Genomic DNA, 24,794 nt, shown 5'->3' on the forward strand with positions numbered 1-24,794 from the left:
ACGCTTGCAGATTGATGGTCCGTGCTCAAATGTAAGCGGACCAAAAGGATTTAGCAAACCTGGCCAATAATTTAACGTGATTGTACGTCACGCAGGGCTGGTGCCGGTGTGGCCCCCGGCAGGTACACATTCAATTAAAACAGCCAGGAGGTGGGCCCCTGGCTGTTTTAATTGAAAATGGATGTTTTTACAGGTTCATGCCGCCAGATGCTTCAATGCGTTGTGCATTGATCCAGCGAGCTTCTTCCGTGCAGAGGAAGGCTACCACGCCGCCAATATCATCCGGCTCGCCCACGCGGCCCAGGGCGGTAACCCCTGCCACCATTTTGTTGGCCTGTTCATTATCCCGTACCATGCCGCCGCCAAAGTCTGTGGCAATAGCCCCTGGTGCCACCACATTGGCCGCAATGCCGCGGGCGCCCAGTTCCTTGGCCAGGTAACGGGTGTACACTTCAATGGCGCCTTTCATGGCTGCATAGGCAGAGAAACCAGGAGTGCTGAAACGTGCCAGGCCGGAAGAGATGTTGATGATGCGGCCTCCATCTGCCAGGATGGGCAGGCAGCGCTGGGTGAGGAAGTACACGCCTTTGAGGTGGATGTTCACCATGTCGTCAAACTGCGCTTCGGTGGTTTCTGTTACAGACGCATACACGCCTACGCCGGCATTGTTGACCAGGAAGTTGAACTTGTCTGCGCCAAAATTGCTTTGCAGCGTGGCTTTCAGGGTTGCTATAAAAGCGGGGAAGCTGCCGGTGTCACCCACGTTGAACTGCAGGGCGGCGGCTTTAACGCCGGTGTTCTCTATTTCCTTTACAACGGCTTCAGCCTCGTCTTTTTTACTGTTGTAGGTGAGCACCACATCAATGCCCTTGTGTGCAAGGGCGAGTGCCATGTTCTTGCCTAGCCCGCGGCTGCCGCCGGTAACCAGTGCGATCTTTCTTTGTGTTGCCATGTTATTGAGTTTTGATTTTGACAATACAAATGTGAAGCGAAATCCCGGTCAAAAATGTTCCAGACTTCAGTATTTGAAAACGGGAGGGGAACAGGTAAAAAGAAAGCGGAAAAAGTATTCCAGGCTTCAGTTTTTTTGAGCTTCCTGCAGCGACTTCCGGTATTGCAGCGGCGTCATGCCGGTCATGTTCTTGAAGAACTTCGCAAAATTGGACGGGGTACTGTACGTGAGGCGGTAGCCCACGTCTGCCACGGAAAGGGTTGTGGTGGCCAGCAGGCGGTATGCCTCGGCGATCAGGCCTTCTTCCAGGTGGTCGCACGGGCTTTTACCGGTGGTGAGCTTAATGGTATTGGTCAGGTGCACCGGGTGCACAAAAAGCAGGCGGGCCAGGTCGGCCGTGTGGTACGTCTTCTCCACGCTGTTGTTACGGATGTCCTGCAGGTGCTGGTCCACCAGGGCCAGGAACTGCTCCGTGATCTCGTCCTTGCGGGACAATACTTTTTTAGGAATAGAGGTGCTTGGCATATGGTAAAGTTAGCACAATTTACCCGCTGCCCCGCGGGCAGGATCGGAGGGGCGGATGGTGGTCAGCTGAGGCTTCCAACCCGCTCTTCATGGGCGGGTTGGGGGTTTTTGCGTACTTTTGCGGCGCATGAGAACATACCTGCGCCTATTCGATTTTTCCCGGAAAGTAAATTACAGAAACGAAATACTGGCCGGCTTCACGGTGGCCATGACCATGATGCCGGAATCGCTCAGTTTTGCGATACTGGCGGGTTTTCCGCCGCTGGTGGGGCTGTATGCAGCCTTCATTATGGGGCTGGTTACTTCCGTGCTGGGTGGCCGCCCGGGCCTGGTGTCCGGTGGGGCCGGCGCTACGGTGGTGGTGCTCATTGCCCTCATGAAGTCGCACGGGATCGATTATGTATTTGCCGCAGTGGCCATGGCGGGCGTGATACAACTGATCATCGGCATTTGTAAGCTGGGCAAATTCATCCGGCTGGTACCGCAGCCGGTGATGTATGGTTTTGTGAATGGCCTGGCCGTGATCATCTTCATGGCGCAGTTACAGCAATTTAAAGTGATGAGCAACGGGGAGCTGGTGTGGCTGAGCGGTGCACCGCTGTGGATCATGGCAGGCCTGGTAGCGCTCACCATTGGCATTGTGTTGCTGTTGCCCCGGTTTACACGGGCCGTGCCGCCGTCGCTGGTGGCTATCATCGTGGTGTTTGTGCTGGTGCTGGTCTTTCACATTCCTACTAAAACGGTGAAAGATATTGCAGCGGTGAGCGGTGGGTTCCCGCCTTTCCATATTCCCCATGTGCCGCTCCATTGGGGCACCCTTACCACCATTGCACCGTATGCCTTGGTAATGGCCTGTGTGGGGCTCACAGAAGGCCTGTTGACCCTGAACCTGGTGGATGAAATGACTGCCACAAGGGGCAACAGCAACCGGGAATGCATTGCCCAGGGTACGGCCAATATACTCAATGGTTTCTTCACCGGCATGGGTGGCTGCCCCATGATCGCGCAAACGCTGGTGAATCTTTCCGCCGGTGCGCGGGCGCGCCTGTCCGGTATTATTGCATCCCTTACCATCCTGGCCATTGTACTACTTGGTGCGCCTGTGATAGAACGTGTGCCTATGGCGGCCCTCACGGGGGTTATGATCATGGTGGCTATCGGCACGTTTGAATGGGTGAGTTTCCGCATTATCAACAAAATGCCAAAGCAGGATATTTTTGTAGGCATCCTCGTAGCAGTGATCACGGTACTGCTGCACAACCTGGCCCTGGCCGTGCTGACCGGTGTGATCATTTCCGCCCTGGTCTTTGCCTGGGAAAGCGCGCGGCACATCCGCGTTGTTGCGCACGTGAACGGCGCTACGAAATTGTACAGCGTGAATGGGCCGCTATTCTTTGGCTCGGTCACCGCCTTTGCGGAGCAGTTTGACGTGGAGCAGGACCCGGAAGAAGTATACGTTGATTTTAGGGATAGCCGGGTGGCAGACATGTCCGGCATACAGGCGCTGCACAAGCTCACCGGCCGCTATAAAGCAGCCGGTAAAACCCTGCACCTGCGCCACCTGAGCGCAGATTGCCGCCAGTTGCTGGAAAATGCGGCGGCAGTAATTGAAGTGAATATCGTGGAAGACCCCGAGTACAGGGTAATGAAGTAAACGCTACAAAGCCCCTTCGCCAATTACGGTCCAATCCTTTCCACCCTTGCCATCGGCAATGAACTGGTCCATCAGTTTAGCCACGGCGGGGATCACGTTCAGTTGTACACCGGCATCTGTTGCAGCCTGGAGGAAAAGGCCGGTGTCCTTGCGGGCCATGTCCAGCTCCCAGGAAGGCTGGTCGTAGTTGCCGCTGGCAATGCGTTTCAGGCGGGCGGGCAGCATGCCGGCGGGGTTCCAGTTATCAAAGAGGCGGAGGATGTCTTCCGGTGTTACATGCAGGGCCTTGCCCAGGGCCAGCGTGTCAGTGATGCCGGCGGTGAAGGTGACGAGGAACAGGTTGCCGATCAGTTTCATGGCTGCGGCCTTGCCTTCTTCCGGGCCAAAGTTTACCACCTTGCCGGTCATCTTGGCCAGGGCGGGTTCCATCTTCTTTATCACGTCCTGGTTGCCGGATACCAGCATGAAGCCGGTGCTGTCCAGCGCATTGGATGGGCCCATGAACACGGGGGCATGGAGGTAGGTGAAGCCTTTTTCTTTCCAGGCCTGGGTGCGGGCAATGGCGCCGGCGGCGGAGGTGGTGGTATGGTCCACGATGATGGCGCCCGGCAGGAAACCCGCGCTGGCGGCGGCCAGTACGCTGTCTACCGTAACATCGTCCTTTAATGTTACGTGGATCACAGCGGCGCCTTTTACGGCGTCGGCCACGTTTTCAAATGCTTTGGCCCCATCTGCTTCCAGGGCTTTGGCCTTGGAGTGGGTGCGGTTCCAAACCTGTACCTGTTCTCCTTTCCTGCGCAGCGCTTTGGTAAAATTGGCGCCGAGTAATCCCATGCCTAAGAATGCTATCATAATGTATCGTTTTGGTGGTATAAAGATAGGGATTTGCAGGTGGTCACTGAAATGCTGCGTGTTGTCAAAGTTGTTTCTCCAGGGTATGTGCTTGTGCTTTCTTTGAAAAAAAATATAACGCCATGGAAACAACCCTCCGTCAAAGTTACCTCGACTGGCTCCGTATAGCCGCCATTGCCGGCGTATTGCTTTTCCACTCCTCCATGCCTTATGTGGCAGAGTGGTCCTGGCATATCAAAAATGCAGAAACCAGTAATCTTATGCTGGAAGTGGCGTTCTTCTTCCATCTGGTGCGCATGCCGCTGCTGTTCTTTATTTCCGGTACCGTAAGTTATTACATGATGCAGCGCCGCTCCGGCTGGGCTTTTATGGGCTTGCGCATACGCCGCCTGTTCATTCCCCTGGTGGTGGGAATGTTCATCATTGTGCCGCCGCAGATCTATGCCGAAAGGGTAACGCAAGGCTACCAGGGCGGCTTCTGGGCTTTTTACACCACGCGGGTGCTGCAGTTTGTGCCTTATCCCAACGGCAATTTCAGCTGGCATCATCTCTGGTTTATCTGCTACCTGCTGGTGTACGACCTGTTGTTCGCGCCGGTATTTGCCTGGATGGTATCCCCGCGCAGCCTGCGTTTCCGCGAAGCGCTGGCGGTGCTGGCCAAAGGTAAACGGGTGCTGCTGCTCATGGTGCCGGGCGTGTTATGGTTTGCCGGCGTGGCCAGGGTGCATTATGAAACCAATGACCTGGTGCACGATGGCGGCTACTTTGTATACTGGTTATTTTTTGTGCTGGCAGGCTTTGTATGCATCGCCCAGCCCAAACTGATGGATGCACTGGAGCGCAACCGGCGTGCGGCCCTGGGCATAGGTTTCAGCGCCCTGCTGGTGCTGGACTGGGTGCGGTGGACCCACCAGGATACCAGCCCGTGGTGGCCCTGCCTGGAACCGCTGGTAGCATATGGCTGGGTAATGGCGCTGGCAGGGTATGGGAAGCGGTACCTGAACCGCTACCATCCTTCCCTGGAATACCTGAACCAGGCGGTGTATCCTTTTTATATCCTGCATCAAACGGTGATCGTGCTGCTTACGTTTGTGATCGTGCAGTTGCCGCATGAGACAATGCTCTCCAAATACCTGTTCACCGTGGCATTTACCCTGTTTATTTCCATGGGTATCTACCACCTGTTTATCCGTCCTTTTGGGGTGATGCGACTGCTCTTTGGCATGAAACCTTTGCCAAAAACAAAAAAGGCCCCGCTGGAAAACAAGCTGCCGGGCCTCGCCATTTCTGCCTGAAAAGCGTAAATTAACAGTATGCATGTGTTTAAAAGATTCATCTTCCCGGCATTGTATGGATTGCTGATCTACTTTACCATCCGGGTGCTGCATGACAGTGAATTCCACCAGTTGTTCTGGCGCCGGTCGTGGAAGCTCAATGCCCTGGAAATGAGTGTGAGCGTCCTGATGGGTTATGTTGCCATTGCTTGTTTCCGGTGGATGTTGCGCCGTATTGACCAGCAGCGGCGCACGCTGGACGGATGGCAGGTGCTGCGGGAGCTTTGCATTTTGGTAGGCGTCAATTTCGTGATCGTCAATGTCACGGTAACCCCGTTGGTGGCGGTTACAGATGATGGCCTTTCTTATGGCGACTTTGCCGATGTGAACGTAGTGAGCCAGCTCTTTGCCGTCATTTACTATGGCATTGCGCGTAGCGCGGCTTTCCTGGCAGCTTACGTGGAGAAACAAGTGCAACTGGAAAAGATCACCAACCAGCAGTTGGATACAGAACTGAAATTCCTGCGGGCGCAGTATCATCCCCACTTTTTATTCAATGCGATCAATACCGTGTATTTCCAGATGGATGAAGATGTGCAGGCAGCCAAACAAACGCTGGAAAAGTTTTCCGCCTTGCTGCGCTACCAGTTGTACGACCAGCAGCATCCCGTGCCGGTGGGGCAGGAGATCCGCTACCTGGAAAATTACATCTCCCTCCAGCAACTCCGCAGTACCGGCCGGTTGCAGCTGCGGGTAAATATAGATCCTGTTTTGAATGAGCAGCGCGTGTACCCGTTACTGTTATTACCCCTGGTAGAAAATGCGTTTAAATACGTGGGCGGCCATTACCGCCTGGAGATCAACCTGCACCAGGACGGGCCGCAACAGCTTACCCTGCAGGTGGTGAATGATGTGCCGGAAAGCCTGCCGGTAAAGACACCCGGCGGCATTGGCCTGGAGAACCTGCGCCGCCGGCTGGAATTGTTGTATCCCGGCAAACATACGTTTAGCGCGGGTTTGCAAGGCAGTCAATTTATTGCTACCCTTCAATTACAAACGGATGGCCCTTACTAAGATCAGTTGTATTATTACAGACGACGAGCCTTTTGCCCGCAAGGGTTTGCAAGGCTATATTGAGAAAGTAGATTTCCTCGACCTCAGAGGCGTGTGCGAAGATGCCCTCCAACTGGGCCGCCTGCTGCAACAACAGCCGGTAGACCTGCTTTTCCTGGACATCCAGATGCCGCATATTACCGGCATAGAATTCCTGCGCACGCAGCGCGATCCACCAAAGGTGATCTTCACCACGGCGTATGAACAGTATGCACTGCAAGGCTTTGAGCTGGATGTGCTGGACTACCTGGTGAAGCCCATTTCCCTGGAACGCTTCCTGCGCGCGGCCAACAAGGCACACGATTTCTTTTCCAGCCGCAGGGAAGCCACGCCGGGAGCGGACTACATGTTTGTAAAGGCGGACGGCAAGCTGGAGAAGATCCTCTTTAACCAGGTGCTCTTCCTGGAAGGAGTGGAGAACTACGTGAACATCTACCTGCCGGACCGTAAGATCATGACCCACTCCACACTCAAGGCCATGTATGAGCGCCTGCCATCCGGGCGTTTCCTGCAAACACATAAGTCGTACATAGCTGCACTGGATAAGGTGGAGCGTATTGATGGCAATCTGCTCCACGTGGGGCGCCATGAAGTGCCGGTGAGCCGCAATTTCCGCGATGCGGTGATGGCTGCGCTGGTGCGGTGACTGATTGTTTTTTAACCGCCGGTACAACTTGTTTTTTAACCGGGTGTTTAGTCTAATCACAATTTAACAGCAGTTAACGGTAAGCAATGCAACAAACGCTTACTTTAGATTAACAAATACCCCAGCCATGAAAAGGTTTGTCCCAATTACTGTAAGCATCCTGCTGTTGCTGCCTTTTGCAACCCGTGCTCAGCAAGCAGATAATAATATCACCTGCATCATCACCGGTGGCGTGGGCACCACCTCCCTCGACACCAAGGGCTTTGACCTGTGGGCGCTGGGAAGCGGCAATTCCTCCATCCGTTATGGCCTGCCCGTTAACTTTGGCCTGAGCGCCGCGGTGGCCGGCAAATTCCTTGTCAGCCTGGATGTGGATGGCCGTAAACACAATACCCTGGTGGATATGGGCGCTATGTACCGCCTGTGGAACACCGGCCGGCTGAATGGTTATGCCGGTATAACACTGGGTGTGCTGGGCTCTAAATACAAGCATCTTAGTTTTGATGGCAGTAACCCATATGATGACGGCTATTACCTGAAAAACGAATTTTTCACCACTGGCATCACCTTCCGTAATTACCTGCGTACTTTCTCCATTGGAAAGAGCGGTGATGCCCTGCAACTGGGCCTCCTGCTTTCGGCAAACATGCGCGTGGGCGGCAACCGCTGGAAATACGGTTATAACGATCCGGATTATTATGATGGCCAGGGTACATACACGGGCGAGTTTCACGGGCATACGGTGTATGGTATACCACCTGTGGGCCGTTACTTTTTTAATGCCGGCATTGTGATCGGCTACAGCTTTTCGCGGTAAAGACGGGGGCTTTTACAGGTGCGGGCCGCAACGTATCTTTATGCTGTAAAAACTATCCAAGATAAGTTGACATATGTGTAAGAAGATATTTTCCCTATGCCTTTTCCTGCTGCCGCTACTCACGCAGGCACAGGATGTGGTAGATGCGCCCCGGCCGCATCCGCGCCGTACGTGGACACGTGGCTTCATGCTGGATTTTGGTACAGCGGGAAGTGTGCTTAACACGGACCGGCTGGACCTCTGGGCCACGGCGCATGGGAGCACCAAGGTGCAATATCCCGCGCAACTGGCCGGCCTGTTCATTCTCCAGGTCAATAAAACGGATGTGGGGGTGCAGGTGACCGGCAATCAGCAAATGATCCTCTCCAATTTCCTGGTGGGCCGCCAGGTATACCAGCGCGGTCATTATACTTCCCTGCTGGAGCTCTCCGGGGCTAAGCTGCGCGTGGATGTTGACAACGCGGTGCCTCCCGGCTTTTCGCCCGTGGATGCCACTTCCGGGGCTACCAACTACCTGAAGGGCTCCGCCTTTTTGCTGGGCCTTACTACCCGGCATGTTATCTCCACATTTACAAAACGCGGTTATGACATGGCCCATGTGGGTGTATTTGCCACACTCAATTACCGCCCCGGTAACATCCGGTGGGAGTACGGCTATGATGAAAAAGTGTATGACGATTCAGATGGATCGTCGCATACGCAGTTCCATGGCCAGGTGGTGCATGGGGTGCCGGATTGCGGGCGGATTATGTTTACGGTGGGGATTACTATTGGGCTGGGAGGGCCAATGACATCGAGTTATCCATCGTTGATGGGCCGGTGATGAGGCCATCTGTTCCGGCGGGTTATTGGTCTGTGAAGCCCTGGAGTTCGGCGACGGGTGCCCGTGAGCCGGGCTTTCCAGGGCCCGGCTAAAAATAAAAATTTTTTTATTTCCTGAATTTTCGCACTTTGTGCTCCTGTAAATTTTTACTGTTTTCGTTTTCCCGGTTGTCAGCTAACGGACAGTTAGTTTTTCTGAAAGTTTGAACCTTACCCCAATAATGCCCTGCATACCTGTTCGTGTATTTTGGATGTAGCTTCACAGTTATCCCTTTTTAATGCTCATTTAGTTAAGTCCAAATGTTTTTATTGTAGTCATGTTTGTACGATCCTTTATGCTATTGCTTGCACTGGCTAAGCAACCGTGCGATACGGTAATCACACAACCCAAATTAACAGGAGTAGTGCCGGCCCGGTACTATACGCAAGTCACGCAAAAGGCGAATAAGGTGGCCAGGAACCTGGATCGCCAGTCGATGCTTGCGGTCAGCGCCCTGCTGGAACGGGAGCAGCGGATGCAAAACCTGCTTGCCCGGAAAGATCCGGAAGCCGCCGCGCGAGTTTTCCAGGCACCGGTAGATTCTCTCCGCCAGCTGAAGGCAAAGCTTCAGCATAAATTACCGCTTGGAGGTGGTCTTAAGGTACATAATGAAACAATTGACAGCCTTGCGGGTACGTTGGCTTTTCTAAAAGAAAACAAAGCGTTGGGCGCCGTTGGTAGCGCGGGTGGGCTGGAAAGCACAAGCGAGGCGGTAAATGCCCTGGAAGAAAGGTTCCAGTCTGCCGACCAGGTAAGAGCGTTCCTGCAGGCGCAGAAGGCAACGCTCAATGAGCAGTTGGCCTCTTATAGTGCCCTTGGCCAGGAGCTTAAAGCATTAAATCAACAGGCTTATTATTATTCCCAGCAATTAAACGAATATAAGGAACTGCTGCACGACCGGAAAAGGGCCGAAGCCAAGGCCCTGGTCGCATTACAGCAGCTACCGGCCTACCGGAATTTTATGGCGCAGCATTCCCAGCTAGCCGCGTTGTTCAACTTACAGGGTGCGGCAGGCTCACAAAGTTTAGCGGGGCTGCAGACCCGCAATGCGGTGGGGCAGGTCATCCAGCAACGGCTGGCAGGGGCCGATGCAAGTGCCGTAACCGGGCAAATGGATGCTGCCCGTGGTCAGCTGCAAACTCTAAGGGACAAATATGCAGGTTTAAATAGTGCCGGGGAGATGCCGGATTTCAAGCCTAAGGAGCTTAAGACAAAGAGCCTGCGCCAGCGATTGGAGTTTGGCGCTAATACACAATTTGAAAAATCGAGCAGGTTCTTTCCTACTACGGCAGATATAGCCGGACAGGTAGCCTATAAATTCTCTAAGAATGGCAGCGTTGGGATGGGGGCATCCTATAAATTAGGGATGGGTACCTACAACCACGTGCAATTCACCAGCCAGGGGATGGGAGTGCGAAGTTTCCTGGAATGGCGGATTAAACAATCATTGTATGCAAATGGCGGATTTGAAGAGAATTACACGATACCCTTTGCCAGCCTAAGTAACCTCTACAGTCTTAATCAATGGATCGGCAGTGCCTTGTTGGGTATCAGCAAAAAGATCCAGCTTAACAGCAAGTTAAAAACCAATGTCATGCTGCTGTATGATTTCCTGTGGGCAAGCCACAGCCCCACGACCCAGCCGCTGTTACTGAGAATGGGATATAATTTTTAGTTTTTATCCTTACCATATAAACCCGTAACGATCACCTTTTAGTATACCTATGCACAGAAGAATTATAGGAATAGCCATTGCGTTGCTATTTGCACTTTCCTCAAAAGAACAGAATCTTAGTCCCACCAACATGAGCAACGTGATACCGCCTACCCCGGAAGCAGCGGCCGTTGGAAAGTACCTCGATATGCCGGTGGGGTATGCGACGGGAGCTGCTGAGGTAAGTATCCCGCTGCACACGCTTACGCAGGGGGATCTCAGTTTGCCGTTAACACTGAGTTTTAACACCGGTGGCATCCGGGTGCCCGAAGTCCCTTCCTGGGTTGGATTGGGATGGTCGCTTGGTACAGGGGGCAGCATTACCCGTGTTGTACGCGGGCTGCCGGACGACCTGGCCGTACAGGGATATATGAACACACCGTACAAGGTGTCGTACCTGGAAGGTTTGTCTCCACAGAGTAATGATTACTTTAATTTAATCTTTAACCAGGCGCATAACGGAACGTTGGATGTAGAGCCGGATATGTATAACTATAGTGTGATGGGCTATTCCGGCACTTTTTATTACGATCAGGATAGTGCAGGTTTTGTACAAACACCGGTTACTAATGTAAGGATCAAAGCTACCAAGGCTGCTGACAGCACGGTAACCGGGTGGGTGCTCACCTTGCCTGATGGTGTTAAGGCTTATTTTGGTACATCAACGGATGGCCGTAGTGGATATGATCGTTACAATAGCGATTATTCCAGCACCAAGTCGTCCCAGGGAGGCTACTCCCTGTCACCTAACAAGACAACTACCCCTCCTCACATCACAACCTGGCAATTAATGAACATAGTGAGCCCGGGGTTGGAACACATCGATTTTTACTATAGTACTTTTTCTGCCGTTGATTTTGGTATGGGTGGAGAGGTAACAGATCTTATCGGGTTGTCTGGCTGCACAACTGTTAGTAACAGGGTTACTTATTCTTCCATCTACGAGCAGCGGTTGACAAAGTCCAGGTTAAGCCGGATCAGTACAGAGATGGAAGATGTGTATTTTGTCCCGTCAACCGCAGCCCGCCAGGATATGGTTGGCGATGAACGTGCACTTGACAGCATTGTCGTTAGGAATAAAAAGAGCCAGTTAATAGAGGGAGTCAAATTTAATACCGGCTACTATAGTTCACCGCTTATATCCATTCCATTCCAGGGTGGAGGGGAAGCAACCGCCGCAACGAAACGCCTGTTTCTCCGGTCATTGACACAATTTGGGGCTAATAATATAAGTTTACCTCCTTATCAATTTGTTTATGACACCACGCACCCGCTTCCGAGCAGGCTGTCTAATTCCCAGGACTATTGGGGCTTTTACAATGGTAAGACCAATAGCTTTCTTACACCTAAACCATCTACGGTTGACCTGGCCCAGGGATATTCCGATTTCCCCAATGGGGGAGATCGTACAGTAGATATTAATTATGCAAAGGCTTTTTCCCTGTCAAAGATCTATTATCCAACCGGTGGCTATACGGAGTATACTTATGGGTCTAATATTTCCAACAGGAATAATATCAGCGGCACCCAGGCAGGCTATCAGATAAGTCCCTCAGCAGCAGCGTATCACGGCTTCTACTTTTTCTACAAGGATGCCTCCTACCAACAACCCGGTAATCCCAATTTGTACGTCGATTCTGTTACGATCGGACCGGGGCTGATAGGTAGTGTTGCAGTGGCACTTACGGGATGCACCAATTATACTGTTTTTAACTGCCCCGTTAAAATAGTGATTACAGGCATCACGGATCCCACATTTAACGTTTGGGTAAAGTCCGCCACTTATTCGTTGACGACGCCGGGAAAATATAAGGTGACGTGTACATTAAACCCCAATGCAGATGTAAATAACCCGGATCCTGATTTTAGTGTACAGATGACCTGGACGGAAAATCCGCCCGGTGATACCAGGAACTATATTGTAGGCGGTTTGCGGGTTGAAAAAATTGTCAACGGTGATGCGAATGGAAAAATACTGTCCAAAGTATTGAAATATAATTACTTTAATGATTCCACCACCAGCAGTGGTCAATTATTGAACCTTCCTGTACATGCCTTTAAAACCTATTGCGGCAGCAATACTTCATCGGCCGGTAGCCAGGGGGCAGTATTGCGGATGACTTCCGGTAGTGCAGTACCGCTTAGCGGAGCAGATGGCAAAATTATCCGGTATGAAAATGTTACAGAATACATGGCGGATGACACGGTTGCTGCATCAAAAACAGAATATACGTATTCCATAGACCTGTATGATGTTCAAAATCTGGCCGCTGAGATTTATCCATTCCCTACCAATACTTCCCGCGACTGGCGTAACGGAACGCTGGAAAAAAAAGATATGTATGTTAAAACCGGCCCGGCAACATATAGACTCTTGCGAAGAGAACAGTACTTCTATAATCCATACAGCTATTATTTTAAGACCCATGGATTGAAATTGAGCGATTATCCCGGCAATGCCGATTTTCTCAATATGGGCATTAATGCATTCGGCGTAACCCCCTATAGCATTTTCTCGGAGCGCTACCTGCTGGATTCAACGATCATTACCAGTTACGAGAACAGCACAATGGCTACCAAAACGGTGAACCGTTACAACCCGCAACATGGCTACACCTTGGCAGAACAGATCACTACCAACAGCCTGTCACAAACCGTTAGTACCAAAAGCTGGTATGCCGCCGATTACGCCGCAGCAGCCGGCGCCAACCTGCCCTGGATGGTACAGAACAATATGGTCGATATACCTGTAAAACAACAGGTAACCGTTAATAGCAAGCTTGCCGATGGGCGTGTTATTGCCTATAATAACTACGGCCAGCCCGCCAATGTGTACCAGTATGAAAGCAATACGTTAAAGGATTCCATTGCGCATGACCCGGCTACGTTAGTGCCTCCTGATTATACGCTTAGATCCACTATGACATACGCGGCTGCTCATCCAACAAGGCTTACTAAACAAATCGGCACCGGTGATGCAAGGACTACCTACATCTGGGATTATAACCTGAACTACCTTGCAGCCGAAGTAAAGAACGCTGATAGCATAGATGTGGCATACACCAGTTTTGAAGCAGATGGAACAGGGTACTGGACCATTAGCTCCTCGGCCCGTGACAGCATTACTACAGCCCTCACCGGTAGTAAAAGTTATTCCCTGGCCAGCAACATCAGCAAAGCAGGGCTCACCACAGCCAAAACCTATATCGTGTCTTACTTTACCAGGAATGCAAGTCCCTTCACCATTGCAGGTACGGTGACCGGCTACCCGGTAAAAGGTACTACCGTAAATGGCTGGACATATTACGAGCACCGGGTAACAGGGGTGACCAGTGTGTCTCTCATTGGCACCGGTATGATAGATGAGCTGCGCCTCTATCCGGCCGATGCGGCTATGCAGACCTATACCTACCAGCCGGCTGTTGGCATATCATCGGTTTGCGATCCTAAAAACCAGGTAACCTACTATGAATATGATGGGATGAACCGGCTGCGGGTAGTGAGGGATGCACAAAGGAACATTCTAAAAGTGTTCACCTATAAATATGCTGACCAACCAGTTTCATTGTAAGTTCCTTCAATCCATTATTTATGCGTCTTTTTTCCCTCACAATACTGTTGTTTACCTGCCATGTAGCGATGGCTCAGAATGTGCCACAGGCCAATCCCCAGCCAGTGAACGCACATCCGGTGACCCAGCCTGCGGCATATAACAGCGTCAATGTAAACTATGTCCGCACTTACCTCCCGCGGTTCGGGACCACTGACACGACTGCTGTATTTGCACCAGGTAACACGGTGCAGCAAGTGGCACAGACCTCCCAATACCTGGATGGACTGGGACGCCCCTTGCAAACTGTCGGCAAAGCCCTCAGCCCCGCCGGATATGACGTGGTGTCCCCGCTGGTGTATGATGTGTTTGGTCGCCAGCAATATACATACCTTCCCTATATAGCTACCGGAACGTCAGATGGTAATTTTAAGCCCGCTCCCTTTGCCGGGCAGGCAACGTTCTACAGGAATGAATCCCTGAATCCAGGCGTAGCTATTGACAGCATTTATTATGGCCAGGTACAGTATGAAAATTCACCGCTGAACAGGGTACTGAAAACATATAGCCCGGGTGCCAACTGGGCGGCCGAAGGGGGTAACCGACCGGTACAGCAACAATACCTGGTAAACGCTTTGGGGGATAGCGTGCGCATATGGGCTGTACCAACGAGCGGAAGCATTCCCACAAGTACCAGTGCCTATACTGCCGGGCAATTGGCCCGCAGCCTGGTGATCGATGAACAGGGGCACCGGGTGGAAACATTTAAAGATAAACAGGACCGGGTAATCCTGAAGAAAGTATCGCTTACCGCCATCACCGGCGGACATGCCGGCTGGCTTTGCACCTACTATGTGTATGACGATGTAGGTAACCTCCGTTGCGTAATACCGCCCCAAGCGGTGGAAGCCATCCGTGGCAACTGGGTAATTACCCAGGCTGCGTACGATGAACTGTGCTTCCGATATACGTATGATGGCCGTGACCGCGTGACCGTTAAAAAGGTACCTGGTGCTGCCATCGTGGAAATGGTTTATGATGTAAGGGACCGCCTCGTGTACAGCCGGGATGGAAATCTAAGGGCCCAGGGTAAATGGATGATTACCTATTATGATGCATTAAACAGGCCGGTGGAGACCGCGTTGTACGCCGGAACAGAAACCCAAGCCACTTTACAAAGCCAATTGACAAGCTCCGGAACACTTAATCCAACCATTCCGGCAGCTTCGCTAACACCGCTTACCTATACTTACTATGATAACTACTCCTACACAGGAGCCAAGGCAGCAGTAACCGCAGAACTCAGCAAGCCACAAGCAAATGGGAATGTGTACGCAGAACCTGCGTCGGCGGTAAGCACGATGACCAAAGGACTGTCCACAGGTAGGAAAGAACTGGTACTGGGTACAAGCCAGTGGTTGATGACCAGCATTTATTACGACAACAAAGGTAGGGTGCTGCAAACCGTAAGTGATAATGCAAAGGGCGGTGTTATTACGGCTAGTAACTTATACGATTTTTCCGGCAGGTTGCTCAGTACATACATGCATCAGACTAACCCATCGGCCACGCTTACACCAGACCTGAAGGTACTCTCCATGACGCATTACAATGCCGCTGGCCTGGTGGATTCGGTTTCCAACATCATTAACGATGATCCCACTACGAGGAGACTTGTCACGACAAACAGCTATGATGAACTTGGCCGGGTAAAGACGACCGCATTGGGTAACCTGGAAACCCAGGCATTTGAGTATAATATTCAAGGATGGCTGAGTAGCATTAATAAAGACTATATTAATGGGGTTAGTAACCCCAAGACGCACTTTGGCGAGATACTTCGCTATGACAGGGGATTTAGCCAATCCCAATTCAATGGCAATATAGCAGGCGCCATCTGGAGGGGTTTCAATGATGGCGTAGTAAGAGCATATGGGTTTGGCTATGATACCAGCGGTAGATTAGCTAAAGCTGATTATACGCAACAGGCTACCGGTGTTTGGGTGCAAACGGCAATGGATTTTTCTGTAAGCGGCCTTACCTATGACGCTAATGGCAACATTTTGAGCATGAAACAAAGGGGGCTAAGGGGGACACAATCTGCGACCATTGACTCTCTTGTTTACAAATATTTGCCCTCCAGTAATAAGTTGAAATATGTAACGGATAATGCCAATGATCCGGCCAGCGTTCTGGGTGATTTTAAGGAAACTGCACAGAATAAATCCCTCAATGCGCTTGATACAGCAGATTATGCCTATGACCAGAATGGTAATTTAATAACAGATGGTAACAAGGGCATAACAGCCATTTCCTACAACTTCCTCAACCTGCCGGAGCAGGTGAATATAAAAGGGAAAGGGGTTATTAAATTCCTGTATGATGCCAGTGGGCAAAAACTTCGGAAAACGGTGGTGGATAGCACCTCAACTCCAGTAAGGACAACTGTCACGGATTATTTAGGGGGCATGGTATTCCAGAATGACAGCCTTCAGTTTATACAACACCCGGCTGGACGGGTGCGGGCTAAAATCTATGCTGGCGTTCCGGTGAAATATGTGTACGATTATTTTGTCAAAGACCACCTGGGCAGCACGCGGCAGGTTTTGACGGAAGAAAGTGATACAGCCAGCTATGTGGCTACAATGGAGACGCCTAATGCGACGACGGAAAATGCGCTGTTTTCCAACGTGGATGCCACAAGGACTTCCGCTCCCTCGGGTTTTAAGTCAGACCAGCTCACAAGCCCTGATAATAGTGTGGCGGCGCTCAATGCTGCCACCGGCAGAAAGATCGGGCCGGCGCTGGTACTGCGGGTGATGGCGGGAGATACCATCCAGGTGGGGGTTTCTGCGTTTTACAAATCTGGTGGGGATGCGGTAACGCGGCGCAATTTTGGCGCCCAGATGGTGTCAGCACTGGTACAGGCATTGAGTAGTGACGTGTCAAATGCAGGGGTACATACGGAAAGCACAGGCAGTCTGCCAGGAGGCATGGTGCTGGATTCCAGTACTTACAATGACTTGGTGAAGAGTGATCCGGATTGGGATGGCAAGCCCAAGGCCTATCTTAATTATGTGTTGTTTGATGACCAGATGACACTGCAAAAGGAGGCCAGTGGGGTAAAACAAGTACCCGCTACGCCGGATGAAGCGATTCAGTTGGGAAGCGGGCCGGTTGTAGCATCGAAATCGGGGTTTGCTTATATTTACGTTTCCAATGAGAGTGCACAGGAGGTGGATTTTAATAACCTGGCTGTTGTGCACAAAACGGGGCCTTTATTGGAGGAGACGCATTATTATCCGTTTGGGTTGACAATGGCGGGGATTAGTTCGAATGCGTTAAAGGGCTCTAACTATCCCGAGAACCGGCTGAAGTATAATGGGATAGAACTGGATACCTCCATGGGATTGAATGCCTATGAAGCTTCTTACCGGGATTTAGATCCACAGACGGGAAGATGGTGGCAGATTGATCCGAAAATAGATGAAGATATGGAGGCTTGGTCTCCATATGCATCGAACTACGATAATCCCATTCGGTACAATGATTTTGGTGGCGATGCTCCCGGCGATGGAGTGCTTAGTAAAGTTTGGAGCGCAGCAGTAAATACGTTTAACTTTACAAGGCAGGCGGTAAATGGGGCGGTGGTCGGAACCACAGATAATTTGTTGGGGACAAATTTAAGATCAGATTACGGCGCCCGTTATATTCATGATGAAGCGAGTGCAAGGGGGTGGAATACGGGATTGGACGCGGCAGACGTTGCCGGAGTGGCTATCGGTGACGCAGAAATAACGGCTGGTGCTGGAATCGTGGTAGCTGGTGGAGGAGCCACGATTGTGTCAGGAGGTGCCGCTTCACCTGCGTCCTTGCCAGCAATGGCAGGGGGAGTCGCTGTTGCAGCACATGGGTTGGTTGTAATAGGGAAGTCAGCAATGAATTTGCTGAACCAAACTGGAAGAGTTAATATCACTCCTGCGCAGCAGAAGGCGGAAAAGCTTAGTCAAAAGGACAGATCAGGTCAAGATTTTACAAAGGCTGGAAAGGAGGCGGTAAAGGATGTTAACAAAGAAAAAAATGCAGGGACATTAGCTTGTGAAAATTGTCAAACGCCACTTAAAGATTCTCCACAGAGCAAAAAAGGCGTACCTACACCTAAGGATGCCGCTCAAGTTGATCATATTGTGCCTAAGGCGAAAGGAGGGAGCGGTACCCCCGCAAATGGCCAGGTGCTGTGCCCGACCTGCAATGTTAGGAAGAGCGATAAAATGCTTTAATACGCTCCGAATTTTTATAAACTTTTAACTGAATGTTTTATGATGGAAAGACAAAGAATATTCTTTGTGCAATTTACAGATGAAGAAGCTGGCGAAACGACCACAGAAAGTATGTGGTGCCAAAAAAGTGGAGAATACTATATTTTGGATAACATACCCTTTATCGCTAAGAATATTTCATACGGTGATACCTTCGCTGCTGAGTATGATGATACGGATGGTAAATACTACTTTGACCATTTGGTAGAGGAATCTGGAAATTCTACAATTAGAGTCCTTGTATTCGATAAGAAAGAATACCAGGTAGTGATAGAAGAATTGCATGAAAAGTTTAAACTTGAAACAGAAGAGTTAGAAGTCAAAAACCTCATAGCGATTAATGTGGAAAAAGATCAAGAATATAGACCGATTTGGGAATATTTGAGATTTGGAGAAGATAATGGAAGGTTTACGTTTCAGGAATCTTGTTTAGCACATGCTAGAGATTGACAAATAATAAAAGTTATGAACCAATGAAAAACGGATGATCTGTGGTGGTTGGTAATATGTTCTGGTTGACTTTCGAAATTATTGCGAGAAAAATTTCCTCTACAGCATATAGAGGAATGGGCATTAATAACCGGCGTTCCGCTAGGTGATAAATGTTGCTAGAGAGACGTACCTGGATCTTAATGGAAATGCTTCCAACAACAAAGTTGTAGACGGAAGAGCAATCGGTAAAAGTCAATCAGAATGTAATCAAGCTACTCATTTTAATAATACTGATAACTAATGGAACGTAAAACAATAGTTGTGCCTAAAGATAAAAAAGCTCAAATCGCTTTGGATCATGACACGGCTACACCAGAGCAATTAATAGAAATGACATTAAATGAAACAGAACTTAGAGAATTGCTGGACGGAGGTTTTTTTGATCTTATAAATAATGTAGCCGGCGTGAATATTGATGATTATGAAGATGAGAGTATAGAAGAGAGAGAAAAATTAGAGAAAGTGTTAGCAACTGATGTCTTTCAGGCAGAAGTTACAGGCAAGTTGGCTCAAATCAAATCTCTCTTCGAAGAGGCAGTGACGCGTAGCAAGCACTGGGATTTATTTTTACTTTTAATCTCCGAAAATGAAATGAGTGATTTAAGAGCACTCGTTTACATTTGTGCATTAACGTTTCCGATTGCAGGAATACGTCCTTGGAATTTGGCGCGATTAAATAATGAATGAATATGAAGAAAGGGGAGAGTATATTGTTAGCACTCATTTACATTTTTACATTATTCTTCCTGATTGCAGCTTTGCGGCTAGGGCTTATTAATTTTATTGTTAATAATTTCACAACAATTTATTATAATAATGATTTAGGTAACCTCATCGTAAGAAAATTAGGCTTACCTGATACTTACGATACGATGGAGATATTAAATGGGAAGTTAAGAATAAGATGCTTCGGTGGAACGACTGTCGACGAAGTTTTACCTTCATCTCCTCGCTCATAGTGAAGCAGCCAAATCATTGTAATGTGATGTCAAAAAAATTGAATATCAATACAGTAAACGAATTTTGGGAGTGGTTTTCCGCAAATTGCCAAAACTTTGGACAGTCATTTGACAACGCATACTTAATCAACGAACTTGATGTGTGGGTTCAAAGACTAGGAGGTTTCACTTGGGAGATCGGCCCCGGTAAGACAATGGAAAATGCGCTGACGATATCGCCAAATGGCAATTTGGAATTGCTGCCCTATACAAAGGAAATTATTTCTATGGCCCCGAAGTGTAACGGTTGGGAGTATTACTTTGCAAAGCAGCCTAAACAATGGGAGATGATTTTTGATTTTGAAACCGAGAGCGGAAATACAATTGAAATCGATGCCTCTCGTTGGGAATATGTATTGCTTAAATATGAAGATGGATTATATGGTGTCATAATTAAATTCATTCAATCGGATCAGCTTTCCGATAATGATAAAATAATGGCAGCAGAAATTGCACTTGACGGTGTTTTAGGAGAGGGAAAAAGGATTCAGTTTATTGATGAATTAGAATTTGTAGAAGAATTTGAAGATCGTTACAATGGAAAGGCTAGTAGGTTTAAAAACATAGCTCTTCATTTTAACCAACTTCTTCAGTCATAATTTGAACCAGGAGGGAAACCGACAGTTATTTTAAAACAAAACAATTGATAGCAATAGTTATTTAAAGACAATATTATGATGAGGTATTGGTTTGAATTTGATTTTACTAATTATGATAAAGTGCCTAGTGGTCTTTTAATGGGATGTGGGGTTACAGGATATGGATATGAAGATGTAATCAATATTCTAAAGGAAAAGGTTTTTATTAATAAAAGTCTACCCGAAATTAAGAAAGTGGCCGAGAATATTGATTTGCAAGAATTAGATCAGAATCATGTTCTACCTAATATAAATTCCCCAAATCAGAGAGGGGTATGGTTCCCTTTAGGTTATAATTAAAGTTGCACGGCAAAAACATTGAAGCTGCAGATGTTTGTCTACGGCTTCGGTGTTTTATGGCGTCATTTTTTTGTGGTTTTTATGAAACAAGTGATGATGACTGGATCAATACTCGGTTAGGGATGATTTTTTTAAAACTATGGAACTTATTTAAATTGGGAACAATTTTGACCGCTTTCAAGACCGTATTGAATAACCGCTAGTAAGCCCTAACACCGCATTACCCACCCATAATTGAAAATCTCACCCCCACTAACTATCTTTACCCCATAAACCAATCAGATGACCATTAAAAAACCGGCTTCGCTCACCCTGGCGATGGCCTTTTTATGCGGCTACGCCCATGCACAGGCGCCTACCTTACAAACCGCCGTACACAATGCCGTACAACGCGCTTACGCTGCCAGCGTGCGCATCTTCCCGTACGATTCCGTTACCAACATGCAAACGGGCGCTCCGTTCAGTGGCGTAGTGGTCACCGCGGATGGCTTCATCCTCACCGCTGCCCACGTGTGTGAGCCGGGACACATTTACAAAGTAAATTTCCCCAATGGCACCAGCGTAAATGCAAAAGGCTGCGCGCAAATAGCGCTGGACCATATTGCGCCGGATGTGGCCACCATGCGCATCCTGCCCGCGGGGCAGTACCCGTTTGCCGCAATGGGGCGCACAGACGCAGTAAAAACAGGAGAACCCTGCATCAGCATTGCCTGCCCTGAAAGCCTGTTCAATCCTTTGCCCACGTTGCGTTTTGGCCGCATCGGCGCATTACAGAACGAAAAGGGGTTTATGGTCTCCACCTGCATCATGGAGCCCGGTGATTCCGGCGGCCCTTTGTTTGACCTGATGGGGCGCGTGATAGGCCTGCATAGCGCTGTAGATACCATAGAAGCACACAACTTTGAAGTGCCGGTAGACCTGTACCGCCGCTACTGGACAGCATTACAGCACGATACCACGTACCGCGCATATCCCACCACTATGGATGCTGTGCCGGCAGAGGACAAAGCAGACAGCATCCGGTATTTTACCTCCCTGAAAGCCAGTGCCCCGGCTTTGCCCCGTGCGCTGGTAAGCCTTTACAGCAACAAGTCCGGGCGCGCTGCAGGCACCTTATTTGGCGGGCGGCTTATCGTCAGCAAAAGCTCGCAGGTAGGAGATACCGTGTGGTTGTTAAAAGGTAAAAAGCGTATGCCCGTGCACGTTATACGCAGGGATAAGGCAAATGACCTGGTACTGTTGGAAGCAACAGGAACGCAGGAAGGCGGGCTGCCCTTGCTGCCAACGGCCGCCCTGCCGGAACCGGGCACTTTCCTGTGGACGCCCGTTGCAGACGGTAAGCCCCTGCAAAGCATTATGGGCGCTGCACCTTACGAAGTGTTCAAATTCTTCAGCGCCGGCAGCCTGGGTGCCATGTGCGGACGGAACCTGCCGTTAAAGTTTACGATGGTGAAGCCCGGCTCCGTGGCGGACAAGGCCGGCCTACGGGCAGGTGACGTGCTGCGCGAGATCAACGGTGCCCCGGTGAAGGAAGCTATGGATTTTGGCAGCCAGCTCATGGGCTGCTGGCCGGGGGATACCGTACACTTTGTGTTGCAGCGCGGCGACAGCAGTTTTGCTACGAGCGTAGTCCTGGCGGTGCGCACGTTTGATGTGCCCAACCATGCGTCGGAACATGTGGCCGGTGGCTTCAGTAAGATCCGGGACGGGTTTAAGGATAAAGTATTCTCCCACGATGCGGTGGTAACGCCGGAAAACTGTGGTGGGCCGGTGTTTGGGCCGGATGGCGTTTTCTGCGGTATCAACATCGCAAGGCATAGCCGGGCCAGTGTGCTGGTCATGCCGGCCAGTGTGATCTATACTTTTATTGGTGATGCGGCTGTAACCAGGTAACGAGTGCAGGTACAAACGCATCCTGCCGGTCAATGAACAAGGTATGCGAGGCATGTTCCAGGTATTGGAGGTGGCCTTTGCCGGCAATTTTTGCTACCGCGGCCACCTGCGCCGGGGAGTACAATCCGTCATCTTTTCCATACAGGGCATACAACGGCATGCCGGCGGCAGTTAAGCGCCGCAGGTCCGGCAGGATGTTGATATGCGTATAATGTTCCGTTTCAAAAAAAGTGTTGATGGCCCGGTCGTTCTGGGTGCCGGAAATGCGCTGGTAGGTGGCGTTGCTGTCCAGCTGCCGGTACAGGGCGCGGGCCTGTGCAGTGGGCTGCGGCGTGGCAAAGTAGCCGTTCTGCGATGCATTGCGGAAGCAGGCCTTGCGAAAGGCCATGGAATAGGGATCCAGCCTTTCAACCGTGTCCAGCGCATGCAGGCGGGCGGTATCGTGCGTGGCCATGTAATGGGCACGGCTGCTCCGCAGGATGGTTTGATAGGTTTCCTGGAGGTTGAGCAGGGCGCTGATCAGCACCAGGCGCTGCACCTGGTCGGGATGCTGCACGGCAAACCGGGTGGCCACAATACCGCCAAAGCTCATAGCCAGTAAGGTGGCCTTTTGCAGGTGATACTGGTGGTACAGGTTCTCCAGGTCTGCAAAGGTTTGTGTGAAATTATACTGCGCACTGTCTGCCGCGGAACGGCCTTCCCCGCGGCGGTCGTAGGCAATCACGTAAAAGCCGCTGTCGGCCAGTCTTTGCGCGGTAGTAAGCTCAAAGGCCATGGCACTGCTGCCAGGACCTCCGTGGATAAAGATCAGCGCCGGGTTACCGGGTTGGCCAAAGGCTTTGCTGTAAATGGATTGCGCGGGCAGCCATGCTGCGGGAAAGAGCAGGAGGAGGGTCAATAAGTACTTCATGAAAGGAGAGGGTGTTTTAGAATGGGCTTTGTAAATGCAAATTATATAAATGCATGAGATTCCGGAAAACTTCCTTATTTTTCAAAGCAGAAAATTTCCACGCATGAAAAAACACGCATCAAAGATAGCCGGCATAGCGGCGCTGGGACTGCTGCCTTTTAACAGCCTTTCCGCGCAAACCGCTCCCAAACCCAATGCCAGCGAGCCTTACCTCATCCTGGGCACTTACACGAACGGCAACAGCAAGGGCATCTACGTCTACAAATTCAACACCCAGACCGGTGATGCTACGGAAGTAAGTCATGCGGAAACTTCCAACCCGTCTTTCGTAAGCATTTCCCCGGATCAGCATTATGTATACGCAGTAAATGAAGACAAGGGCCCCGGCTCCGTTACATCCTTTTCCTTTGACCATGCCAGCGGCACGCTCAAAGAGATCAACAAACTGCCTTCCGAAGGTGAATCGCCTTGCTATGTAGCCACAACACACAACGGCAAGTTCATTGCCGTAGCTAATTACAGCAGTGGTACCTACGCGGTGTATCCTGTAAGCAATGGACACATTGGTGCGCCGGTAGAAAAACTGGCTGATGAAGGCACCGGCCCTAATAAAGACCGCCAGGAAAAGGCACACGCGCATGCGACCATCTTTTCACCGGACAATAAATTCATGTTCGTCAATGACCTGGGCACAGACAAGATCATGGTGTACCACTTCAATGACGCCACCGGCAAACTTACTGCTGCCAAGCCACCTTTTGTAAGCGTGGAGCCGGGCGCAGGCCCCCGCCACCTGGTGTTTGACAAAAGCACCAAATTTGCCTACCTGATGACGGAAATGGGCGGCAAGGTGATCGTATTCCAGTACAACAATGGCCAGTTCAGGGAAATACAAACCATTTCCAGCCACCCGGCAGATTTTAAAGGAGAGAAGGGCTCGGCAGATATTCACCTTTCCCCGGATGGCAGATTCCTGTATGCGTCTAACCGCGGCGATGCCAACTCCATCGCCATTTTTAAGCGCGATGCAGCCACCGGAAAGCTTACCAGCATTGGTTTTGAGCCTACGAAGGGCATCATGCCCCGCAACTTCAACTTTGACCCCAGCGGTAACTTCCTGCTGGTGGCCCACCAGGCCAGCAATGACGTGGTGATCTTCAAAGTGAACAAACAAACCGGTGCGCTAACGGACACGGGTAAACGCATTAAAGTGGGTAGCCCCGTTTGCGTGCAATGGATCAGATAAGGACATCGCTTACTAACCCATATAAAAAATCCCGCTCTC

At 50.3% G+C, this 24,794-nt stretch carries 20 protein-coding genes; 16 read left to right on the forward strand and 4 right to left on the reverse strand.

Features of this window, described 5'->3' with window-relative positions; all coding sequences use genetic code 11:
- Positions 1 to 187: 187 nt before the first annotated feature.
- Positions 188 to 952 (reverse strand): SDR family oxidoreductase, encoded by a 765-nt coding sequence (locus DCC81_RS21255; RefSeq protein WP_108688689.1) that lies wholly within the window; start codon positions 950 to 952, stop codon positions 188 to 190.
- A 126-nt stretch (positions 953 to 1,078) separates the two neighbouring features.
- Positions 1,079 to 1,477, reverse strand: a complete 399-nt coding sequence (locus DCC81_RS21260; RefSeq protein ID WP_108688690.1) for a helix-turn-helix domain-containing protein — start codon at positions 1,475 to 1,477, stop codon at positions 1,079 to 1,081.
- Between the two features lie 127 nt (positions 1,478 to 1,604).
- Here DCC81_RS21260 and DCC81_RS21265 point away from each other — a divergent pair, with 127 nt between their 5' ends.
- Positions 1,605 to 3,131 (forward strand): SulP family inorganic anion transporter, encoded by a 1,527-nt coding sequence (locus DCC81_RS21265; RefSeq protein ID WP_108688691.1) that lies wholly within the window; start codon positions 1,605 to 1,607, stop codon positions 3,129 to 3,131.
- Positions 3,132 to 3,134: 3 nt separating this feature from the next.
- On the opposite strand, the gene DCC81_RS21270 is transcribed toward DCC81_RS21265, so the two are convergent.
- Positions 3,135 to 3,983, reverse strand: coding sequence for an NAD(P)-dependent oxidoreductase (locus DCC81_RS21270; RefSeq protein ID WP_108688692.1), 849 nt, complete (start codon positions 3,981 to 3,983; stop codon positions 3,135 to 3,137).
- A 122-nt stretch (positions 3,984 to 4,105) separates the two neighbouring features.
- On the opposite strand from DCC81_RS21270, the gene DCC81_RS21275 reads away from it, so the two are divergent.
- From DCC81_RS21275 to DCC81_RS21340, 14 genes are all read left to right on the forward strand, one after another.
- Positions 4,106 to 5,278, forward strand: coding sequence for an acyltransferase family protein (locus DCC81_RS21275; RefSeq protein WP_108688693.1), 1,173 nt, complete (start codon positions 4,106 to 4,108; stop codon positions 5,276 to 5,278).
- A 24-nt stretch (positions 5,279 to 5,302) separates the two neighbouring features.
- A complete protein-coding gene (locus DCC81_RS21280; protein ID WP_165806684.1) occupies positions 5,303 to 6,331 on the forward strand; it encodes a sensor histidine kinase in 1,029 nt (342 codons plus the stop codon).
- Positions 6,318 to 7,016: a LytR/AlgR family response regulator transcription factor gene (locus tag DCC81_RS21285; RefSeq protein ID WP_108688695.1), complete on the forward strand. Its 699-nt coding sequence runs from the start codon at positions 6,318 to 6,320 to the stop codon at positions 7,014 to 7,016. The genes DCC81_RS21280 and DCC81_RS21285 overlap by 14 nt, the downstream gene beginning before the upstream one ends.
- Positions 7,017 to 7,143: 127 nt before the next feature.
- Complete coding sequence (locus DCC81_RS21290) at positions 7,144 to 7,833, forward strand: hypothetical protein (RefSeq protein WP_108688696.1); 690 nt, start codon at positions 7,144 to 7,146, stop codon at positions 7,831 to 7,833.
- A gap of 73 nt (positions 7,834 to 7,906) precedes the next feature.
- Positions 7,907 to 8,656: a hypothetical protein gene (locus DCC81_RS21295; protein ID WP_108688697.1), complete on the forward strand. Its 750-nt coding sequence runs from the start codon at positions 7,907 to 7,909 to the stop codon at positions 8,654 to 8,656.
- 316 nt (positions 8,657 to 8,972) lie between these two features.
- A complete protein-coding gene (locus tag DCC81_RS21300; protein ID WP_133177757.1) occupies positions 8,973 to 10,370 on the forward strand; it encodes a coiled-coil domain-containing protein in 1,398 nt (465 codons plus the stop codon).
- Positions 10,371 to 10,419: 49 nt separating this feature from the next.
- Positions 10,420 to 13,980: an RHS repeat domain-containing protein gene (locus DCC81_RS21305; protein WP_133177758.1), complete on the forward strand. Its 3,561-nt coding sequence runs from the start codon at positions 10,420 to 10,422 to the stop codon at positions 13,978 to 13,980.
- 20 nt (positions 13,981 to 14,000) lie between these two features.
- Positions 14,001 to 18,239 carry a DUF6443 domain-containing protein gene (locus DCC81_RS21310; RefSeq protein WP_108688700.1) on the forward strand — a complete coding sequence of 1,413 codons (4,239 nt, stop codon included), beginning with the start codon at positions 14,001 to 14,003 and terminating at the stop codon, positions 18,237 to 18,239.
- Between the two features lie 39 nt (positions 18,240 to 18,278).
- A complete protein-coding gene (locus DCC81_RS21315; RefSeq protein WP_108688701.1) occupies positions 18,279 to 18,728 on the forward strand; it encodes a DUF4265 domain-containing protein in 450 nt (149 codons plus the stop codon).
- A 282-nt stretch (positions 18,729 to 19,010) separates the two neighbouring features.
- Complete coding sequence (locus DCC81_RS21320) at positions 19,011 to 19,457, forward strand: hypothetical protein (protein ID WP_108688702.1); 447 nt, start codon at positions 19,011 to 19,013, stop codon at positions 19,455 to 19,457.
- Positions 19,458 to 19,459: 2 nt separating this feature from the next.
- Positions 19,460 to 19,729: a hypothetical protein gene (locus DCC81_RS21325; protein ID WP_133177759.1), complete on the forward strand. Its 270-nt coding sequence runs from the start codon at positions 19,460 to 19,462 to the stop codon at positions 19,727 to 19,729.
- Positions 19,730 to 19,755: 26 nt separating this feature from the next.
- On the forward strand, positions 19,756 to 20,367 hold the full coding sequence (locus DCC81_RS21330; RefSeq protein WP_108688704.1) for a hypothetical protein: 612 nt from the start codon (positions 19,756 to 19,758) through the stop codon (positions 20,365 to 20,367).
- A 75-nt stretch (positions 20,368 to 20,442) separates the two neighbouring features.
- Complete coding sequence (locus tag DCC81_RS21335; protein ID WP_108688705.1) at positions 20,443 to 20,706, forward strand: hypothetical protein; 264 nt, start codon at positions 20,443 to 20,445, stop codon at positions 20,704 to 20,706.
- A 282-nt stretch (positions 20,707 to 20,988) separates the two neighbouring features.
- Positions 20,989 to 22,599, forward strand: a complete 1,611-nt coding sequence (locus DCC81_RS21340; protein WP_108688706.1) for a S1C family serine protease — start codon at positions 20,989 to 20,991, stop codon at positions 22,597 to 22,599.
- Here the strand turns inward: DCC81_RS21340 and DCC81_RS21345 are convergent.
- Entirely contained in the window at positions 22,571 to 23,509 is a 939-nt protein-coding gene (locus DCC81_RS21345) for an alpha/beta fold hydrolase (protein WP_108688707.1), read from the reverse strand. The two genes, DCC81_RS21340 and DCC81_RS21345, sit on opposite strands and share 29 nt — an antisense overlap.
- 103 nt (positions 23,510 to 23,612) lie before the next feature.
- Here DCC81_RS21345 and DCC81_RS21350 point away from each other — a divergent pair, with 103 nt between their 5' ends.
- Positions 23,613 to 24,755 (forward strand): lactonase family protein, encoded by a 1,143-nt coding sequence (locus DCC81_RS21350; RefSeq protein WP_108689274.1) that lies wholly within the window; start codon positions 23,613 to 23,615, stop codon positions 24,753 to 24,755.
- Positions 24,756 to 24,794 lie beyond the last annotated feature (39 nt).

Origin of the sequence: Chitinophaga parva, assembly GCF_003071345.1 — a bacterium.
In the GTDB taxonomy this organism is placed as follows: domain Bacteria; phylum Bacteroidota; class Bacteroidia; order Chitinophagales; family Chitinophagaceae; genus Chitinophaga; species Chitinophaga parva.